This window comes from Flavobacterium sp., assembly GCF_044361065.1.
Lineage (GTDB): Bacteria > Bacteroidota > Bacteroidia > Flavobacteriales > Flavobacteriaceae > Flavobacterium.
In genome coordinates, this window is sequence record NZ_JBIKJI010000095.1 from 1 (window position 1) to 8,048 (window position 8,048).

The 8,048-nt window shown below is 29.7% G+C and carries 6 protein-coding genes; 1 reads left to right on the forward strand and 5 read right to left on the reverse strand.

Features of this window, described 5'->3' with window-relative positions; genetic code table 11:
• On the reverse strand, window positions 1–1,576 hold a 1,576-nt coding region (locus ACIQ11_RS06870; RefSeq protein WP_396153943.1), incomplete at its 3' end, for a TonB-dependent receptor plug domain-containing protein.
• Between the two features lie 2 nt (window positions 1,577–1,578).
• Complete coding sequence (locus tag ACIQ11_RS06875; protein WP_396153944.1) at window positions 1,579–3,321, reverse strand: M23 family metallopeptidase; 1,743 nt, start codon at window positions 3,319–3,321, stop codon at window positions 1,579–1,581.
• A 265-nt stretch (window positions 3,322–3,586) separates the two neighbouring features.
• Between ACIQ11_RS06875 and ACIQ11_RS06880 the strand changes: the two genes are divergently transcribed.
• Window positions 3,587–4,264, forward strand: a complete 678-nt coding sequence (locus ACIQ11_RS06880) for a hypothetical protein (RefSeq protein WP_396153945.1) — start codon at window positions 3,587–3,589, stop codon at window positions 4,262–4,264.
• Window positions 4,265–4,311: 47 nt separating this feature from the next.
• Here ACIQ11_RS06880 and ACIQ11_RS06885 read toward each other — a convergent pair whose 3' ends face one another.
• From ACIQ11_RS06885 to ACIQ11_RS06895, 3 genes are all read right to left on the reverse strand, one after another.
• On the reverse strand, window positions 4,312–5,787 hold the full coding sequence (locus ACIQ11_RS06885) for an oligosaccharide flippase family protein (RefSeq protein WP_396153946.1): 1,476 nt from the start codon (window positions 5,785–5,787) through the stop codon (window positions 4,312–4,314).
• A 115-nt stretch (window positions 5,788–5,902) separates the two neighbouring features.
• Complete coding sequence (locus ACIQ11_RS06890) at window positions 5,903–7,204, reverse strand: glycosyltransferase family 4 protein (RefSeq protein ID WP_396153947.1); 1,302 nt, start codon at window positions 7,202–7,204, stop codon at window positions 5,903–5,905.
• Window positions 7,205–7,242: 38 nt separating this feature from the next.
• A partial coding sequence (locus tag ACIQ11_RS06895; protein ID WP_396153948.1) for a YfhO family protein occupies window positions 7,243–8,048 on the reverse strand: 806 nt, incomplete at its 5' end.

Sequence of the window (8,048 nt, forward strand, 5' to 3'; positions counted from 1 at the left end):
TTACATAATAAGTATGCGAACCAATCATTCCTTCATAATTCCAATTTAAATAGGAATTGAATCGATTTATAGTGGTATTATTTTTAGCACGAACATTTTGGTAAGGCGCTAATGGTCCGAAATATGGGTTATACGGTTGGTCATTAATATATTCCAATTCTGGATTTGGTAATGAAAATCCTGCAGAATCAATTACTTCCCACTCTACTACTCTATCTCTAATGTTTTCGAAATTATGTTTAAAACTCCATTCTATCGCATTGTCATCATTTAATTTATGATTTCCCTTAATTTCATTCGTTACAATTAAAGCATCTAAATTATTTCTGGCGTGATTTAGTTGCGAACCGATTCCGCGAGAAAAAACAACATTTCCAAAGGTTTCAGATCCAATATTTGCATCTACTTCACCCAAACGATATTGTGCTAAAATATCATAATATTCTTGTTCTACAGTGTGATATATAGATGAAATATGTTTGTATTTATTATTTTTATTAGGTTCATATACCGATTTTAAAGCGCCAAAAAAGGTTGTATAAGTATCTTTTTCTTGTCCTTCGTACTGAATTAATAAAGCAATTGGCTCGCTAATCGTACCAAAATTCGTTTGACGAGAAGTCGGCTGATAGTTATAATTATTTTGTGCAATATTTCCTAAGAAACTAAAATTCCATTTGGTGTTTAAATTGAAATTAAATAGCGATTGCACATCTAAAAATGATGGGTTAAAATTAGCAGATTGCGTTTCCTGGCTGTTAACCAAAAGTGCATTATTTCTGTAACGTACTCCAGTGATATTACTCCATTTTTGATTTTTAGATACACCTTCAGCAAAAATACTTCCACCTAAAAAACTGGCTTCTAAACCGGCGTGAAATGATTTTGGATTTCGATACGCAATATCCAAAACAGATGCCAATTTATCACCATATTTGGCTTGAAATCCACCTGCGTAAAAATCGATATTTTGTACCATATCGGTGTTGGTAAAACTCAAACCCTCTTGTTGCCCAGAACGAACTAAAAAAGGACGATAGACTTCAATTTCGTTTACATATACTAAATTTTCATCGTAATTTCCTCCACGTACAGCATACGAAGTACTTAATTCATTATTTGAATACACACCAGGAAGGGTTTTTATCAAATTTTCAACACCCGCATTTCCTCCAGGGATTCGTCTCAATAAAACAGGAGAAAGCGCTGTGGCTCCATTAATTTTTCTGTTTTTACCTGATATTACAACGGTTTCAATTACTTCATTAATAGTTCCTAAAATCGGATTCCATTCAAAATCTTCATTAGGTTTTAAATTGACTTTATACGTTGATTTTTTAAATGACGAATTATAATACGAAATTGTAACTTCCACATTCGCAGCTATTTCTAATTCGTAAAATCCATTTTTATTAGTAATTGTGTTTGATGAAGGTGAACTTACTGAAACATTTTCAATAGGCAACTGATTTTCGTTTAAAACCACACCTTTAATTCTGGCCTTTTGAGCAAACGAAAAGGTAGAAATAAATATAAAAAACAGAATAATTCGAAATAACTTACTATGTATAAGCATACTTAATATATAAAATTTGATGTAAATGTGGTTGTATTATCCAATTTATCCGTAACCACAATTTTAATGGTATTGTTTCCTGAAATTACTTTACCATCTTCAAAATTATGAATTAATTTTTTGGTTTTATAATCGTATTCCATTAAAATCCATTGATCATTTAAATAGGCATTATAACTATCAATACCTGAAAGCACATCGTTAATAGATACACTTAACGTTTTTAATTTAGAAATATTGCTGTTTTCAATAAAATTAGGGTTGTAAATTCGAGGTGGCACATTATCAATACCTACTTTATACTTTCCAAATGATTTTACTTTAGCAGCTATTTTTGTTCCTTTTTTGAAAGAAGAATTGTACTCTAACTTATACCCCGAAACGTTACCAATAAACGCTTTTTTTCTTTCTTCTTCAGATAAATCAGACATATCTAAAGTTACGGTAAACGCATTTTGTATGGCTTCGAAATTATTTTCTAAATCTAAAACACCATCTTTCTCAACAATATTTAAAGTAGCATTTTCATACAAAGCATTCGGTGGAAAGTATACTGCCGTTTTATCAAATTCAAAATTATATTCCGATTTGTGTTTTATAAAATAGTTTTCTTTTACTACTGGTTTTGAGGTTTCAGAAAATTGAATTGCTTTTTCATAAGAAATTGGAACATTCACTACTGTGGTGTTTCCGTGAAAATCAGAAACTACAATTTTATAAGTATAATTTACATTGGGTTTAATATCGATAAACCCATTTTTAGTATTTCCGTTAACAATAGATAAAGGATAATTTTCTTTAATAAATAATTTTTGAAAGCGTTGCTTTAGTTTTTTAAACGTTTTAAAATCGATAAAATAATTTATATGTTTCGATTCGTCAAAAGCAAACGTTTCAAATTCGTATTTAAAATTTGGCGAACCATTTAAATAACTTTCTACTTTATATACTCCGTTTTTATTGTAATTATTGGTGGATATATCATACGAATTTAGCGCAAAACCAATTTTCCCACTGGCTACGACTTTTGTAGCTAAAAAAGTGCCGTCCACTTGTTTTTGTAACGACAAACTAACTGGGTTTCTACTTTTATTTACTGATATTGAATCGTTTGCTGGATACACCATTAAACTTGAAATCACAGGATTTGTTTGATCTTTAATCAATTTATTCATTCCAAAAGCCATTGGATTGATAATTTTTTCAGTAGCCGTATTTCTAAATTCAAAATGCAAATGGGGTCCTCCACTGCTACCAGAATTACCAGACAAAGCAATAATTTCAGATTGTGATACTTTTATGTTGCTGGGATATAATTCTACTTCAAAACTTTTCTGACGGTATTGTTGTTCTTTTACGTACGCTTCAATTTTATCGCTAAACTTCTGCAAATGTGCATAAACAGTTGTATATCCATTAGGATGAGCAATATATAACGCTTTTCCATAACCAAATGGCGATACTTTAATTCGTACAACCATTCCGTCAGCCGCAGCGTAAACAGGTAATCCTTCAATATTATTGGTGCGAATATCTAACCCTGAATGAAAATGATTGGAACGCAATTCACCAAAAGTACCTGATAAATTTATAGAAATATCTAAAGGAGAACGAAAGTAATCCGTTGGATATTGTGCAAAAACTAAGTGGCTTATAAAAAATAATAAAAAGAATAACTTCCGCATACTGATTCTGATTTGTGCTAAAATAGTAAATTCAGAGGCAACAACAAAAACTAAATTCAATTTCGGTCTAATTTTTTACTTTTTTGAAACACAGATTTTATAAATTTTTAAAATTAGTATAATCTGTGTTGTAAATAACAGATAATAAATTGGTTGATATTCTTTAAATATTAAAATTAAAACACTAAATATCAATTTATTAGAAATCATTAACAAGTTATTATCAAATCGTTATCATAAACATTTTTTCTTTTGGCATAGCAATTGAAAATAACTAAATAACAATAACAATTAGAAAATGTAGAACCTTTAAAACTTAGAAATTATGAGAAAAATTACATTTTTTGTGAGCAGTTTTTTTATCCTGTTAAACGCAGTACAAGCTCAAGAAATTAGAACCGAAAGACGTGGAAGCAGAAATGAACACCAAAATGGGTATCCTAATTATTATGCAATTGATTACAGAGATGCAGAACCTATTGTATTTTTAGAACGAGGTATTTTGTTTTATGTTTTTCCAAATGGTGATTTTGACTTCAATATCGGAAACAACAATTATTTAGCAAGACGTGGAGGTATTCCAGCTACAACAAATATCGATGAAAGAGGTAGTAGAGGAATTAAAATTGAGTACGACTATTATGGTAGAATAAGAAGAATTGGAACGGTATTCGTGAATTATGATTATTATGGAAGAATTAAACGAATTGGAAGTGTGTTTATGACATATAACAGTTTTACTTTAACCAGAATTGGAGGTATGCGTTTATTTTATAATTACCACGGACAAATTGTTGGTGTTGTGGGTTTTGTTAACAGAATGAGTTATGGTTATACCTACAATCCTTGCCCAGCAGGATATAATGGTGGAAACTATCACAATAATGATGCTGAAAACGATGGCGATTATTACTACTTTAAAAAAGATGGTAGCAAAGAAAAAATGAAAAAAGAAGACATCGACGAAATTAAAAAAGTTACCGAAGAACGAAAAAGAAATTAAAAGTTAGTTTGTTAAAAGTCCCGTTACGTATTTACGAAGCGGGATTTTTATTTTTTATTAAAAACCTTATTAAATACATTTCTAATCACAAAATTAATATCACTTGAAACCTTAAAATAATAATGTAAAGCCAAATATAAAACAGAAAGGAGTACCGATTTTAAACCAATATTAATAATTGGGTGAAAAGGAAATTCCCAAAAGTAAAATCCGAAAAACAACGCTGATGTAATTGCGATTGAAATCACGGTTTTTTTAGTAAACGGAAATAATTTCATTTTAAAAACCACGAATAATAGCTTGGCTAAACTGTACATTCCAATTGCGATTAAAGTCGCTAAAGCTGCACCGTTTATTCCGTATTTTGGAATAAAAATTAAATTTAAACCTACGATTACAAAAACCAATAAAACTCCTAAAAGCAATACTGTTTTATAATACTTAGAATTAAATATTATAGAGTTATTATTTCCTAAAATAACATCAAAATATTTCGACAAACCAATAGTAAAAACTACAAATAATCCTTGACTATATCCTTCATTTGGAAGAATTTTATACACTTGATTTATGTTTACTAAAATTCCAATGTAAATTAACCCTCCAATAACTTGAAGCGTTACCGAAGATTTTTTATATAATTCGTTTAATTCTTGCCATTTATTTTCGCTAATTAATTTTGCTGTAATTGGATAGGTGATTTGATGCATCGCACGTTGTGGAACGGAAATAACCATTGACAAGTACACAGCCAAAGAATAAAAGGCAATATTTTCAATTTTTAAAAATTGATTGATCATATATTTATCAATATCTAATAGCATATTGGCTACACTTGCCGATAAAATAATGAAAATGGTAAATACAAAAATAGACTTGGTTTTCTTCGGAAACTTTTTACTTAACGTAATACTTTTCGTTTTATTGGCATAGTAAATTATTACTAACAAACTAATACCGTATACCAAAACCAAGGAATGAACAAATTGTGGTAATGTTATGAATTCAAAATAAACGGCAAAAAGCGAAACAGTTACTAATATTCTTACAAATACTTCTTTAACAAAAGATCCAAAAACCGATTTCATATGGGCACGCAACCAGGCATAAAAAATCTCAAAATAACCAATAAATAAAGCAATTAGTGGAATTTCCCATACAAAGTCATACACAATTGTGTTTTTTGACGATTCATACAAAGCAATATTTTCGTAAAAAAGATAAAACAACGCAAAAAACGGAATAATGATAAGTAATGGCAACAACAGCATATAACTAAAATAACTACTTAGCTCTTCTTCTGTTTTATTATTTTCATTGAAAAACTTTATCAATGTGTTTTGTATACCAAATGATAAAATAGGATACAAAATATTAGCCGCCGATAAAACATAATTGGTTAAACCTAAATATTCCTTACCTAAAAAAACAGGATACATATACAAAACATTAATCGCACCAATAGCAAAACCAATAAAAGTAATGATGGTGTTTTTAATAGATTGTTTAATTACGATACCCATTTTAGATTGTTAGATTTTTAGATTTTTAGATGGTTAGATTTTTAGATTATTTAGATTTTTTAACTATTTTAGATGTTTTAGATTTCAATTATTTCTCCAATCTGTGTTATTAACATTACGTTTTGCTATTAAATTTTGAAATTGTTTTTGCTAATTGTTCTGTTAAATTTTTTCTGCTAAATTGTTGTAAACCGACTGCATTAACTTTTAAGTTTTTATCTAAATATTGATTAAAATAGCTTAAAATTTGACTTTTTAGCTCGTTTTTCTCGTTATATTGATAAAAAACGCCCGTATTTGTCTGTTTTATAATATTCTCGAAATCGGAATTTTTAGGTCCTATGGCTAATATAGGTCTTTCTGAAACCATATATTCAAAAAGTTTTCCTGGAATGATACATTTTGTGTCATCCGAATCAATTTCTATTAACAATAAAACTTGCGAACTTCTTTGATGTAATATGGCTTCTTCGTGCGAAACATAACCTAAATTTTGCACAAAAGTATCCAACTTATAATCTGAAATTGATTGTATAACTTCTTTACTTACGGCTCCAATTAATTTTAATTTAAAATGAGTAGCAAACGCTTCATTTTCATCGATTAATTCTGATAAAGATTCCCATAAAATTTGCGGATTTCTTTCCGATAAAAACGATCCAATATGTGCTAAAGTAAACGCATCATCTAAAGATTTTTTTTCAATTTTCTCTACATCATATCCATTTGTAATGACTTCAATAGGTTGATTTGTAATTCGTTCAAATTCAGATTTTGTTGTGGGTGAAGTTACTAAAATCGTATCGCAAGTTGTCATTACTTCTTTTTCTAATGCTTTGTGCTTGGCACTCGCCCATTTTGATAATTTGAGTTCTTTATGATAACCAATAGTCGTCCACGGATCTCGAAAATCAGCAATCCAATTTAAACTTAGTTGCTTTTTTAATTCTAAACCTATTAAATGCAAACTATGTGGCGGACCTGAAGTAATTATGGTTTCAATATTGTTTTCTTGAATGTATTTTTTAAGATATTTTACCGAAGGTTTTACCCAAAAAACGCGAGCGTCTGGTATGAAAATATTCCCACGAATCCAAAGCATTATTTTTTCAATAATCGATTGCTTTTTCTTTTGAGTAATGATTCCAGCACCTAATTTCTTTGTTTTGTTTTTCGATAAAAATGAAGCCAAAGCATACGGTTCGAATATTTTGTTTTTCAGAATTATCGTTTTATCAGAAACATCCGAAAGTAATTTTTCATCAAGCAAAGGATAACTTGGATTCTCTGGAATATATACGATAGGTTCGACGTCAAATTCAGGCAAATACTTCACAAACTTTAACCAACGTTGCACACCAGGCCCACCTGCTGGCGGCCAATAATAGGTGATGATTAAAACTTTATTTGTACTCAAAATGTTATATTTATAAACCTGACAGGTTTAATATGAATTTATTTTATTTCAGCTAATTGATTATTTTGCTTTCTCCAATAAAAAATCCCTAACCCTATAGCAATAAGCATTAAAAGAGTGGATATCAAAGCAATTGTACTTCCTGTTTTTACAACATCTGGTTCAAATATAAACTCGATTTTATGTTTTCCTGCTGGAATTTGTAAGCCACGTAATACGTAATTTACATTTAGTATTTCAGCATCTTTTCCGTCAATAGTAGCCTTCCATCCTTTTTCGTAATACATTTCAGAAAACACACCAAAACCGTTTTTAGAGTTATCCGAAACATATTTTAAATGATTGGGTTTGTATGACATCAGCTCAATAATTGAAGTGGAATCTTTTGAAATTTTACCCAATGATTTAATCGACATCGCATCATTTGATGCAAAACTAATAACGGCTTCATCATTCGTTTTCAACTTATCTAAAGCTTTCATTTCTTGATCTGCAGTCATTACATCTTTCACTTTAGAAACAAACCAAGCACTTCCATTCGCATTCGGATTTTCTAATGCCTGTTGATTGCTTTCCTCATTAGATTTTAAAATATATTTCACATTTAGCATATTCAAGACTTCGAAATTGTTTTTTGCAATTTGATAATCGAATACTTCTTGCATTTTCTTAGGTTTTGCCGCGTGATATCCTCCGATAGATTGGTGATAAAAAGAACTTCTTGCACTATTCATATTTCCATCTACATCAAAAACACGGAAATGTGTGGAATCTTCTAAAATTCGTAAATCAGCTTCTGTTGGTTCGCCAAATGGTCGTTCTATTTGACTTTTCGAAACAAAAT

What these genes read in the sequence shown, in the direction of transcription:
- ACIQ11_RS06880 (WP_396153945.1), top strand. Translation starts at nt 3,587, where the DNA reads ATGAGAAAAATTACATTTTTTGTGAGCAGTTTTTTTATCCTGTTAAAC.
- ACIQ11_RS06885 (WP_396153946.1), bottom strand. Translation starts at nt 5,787, where the DNA reads ATGGGTATCGTAATTAAACAATCTATTAAAAACACCATCATTACTTTT.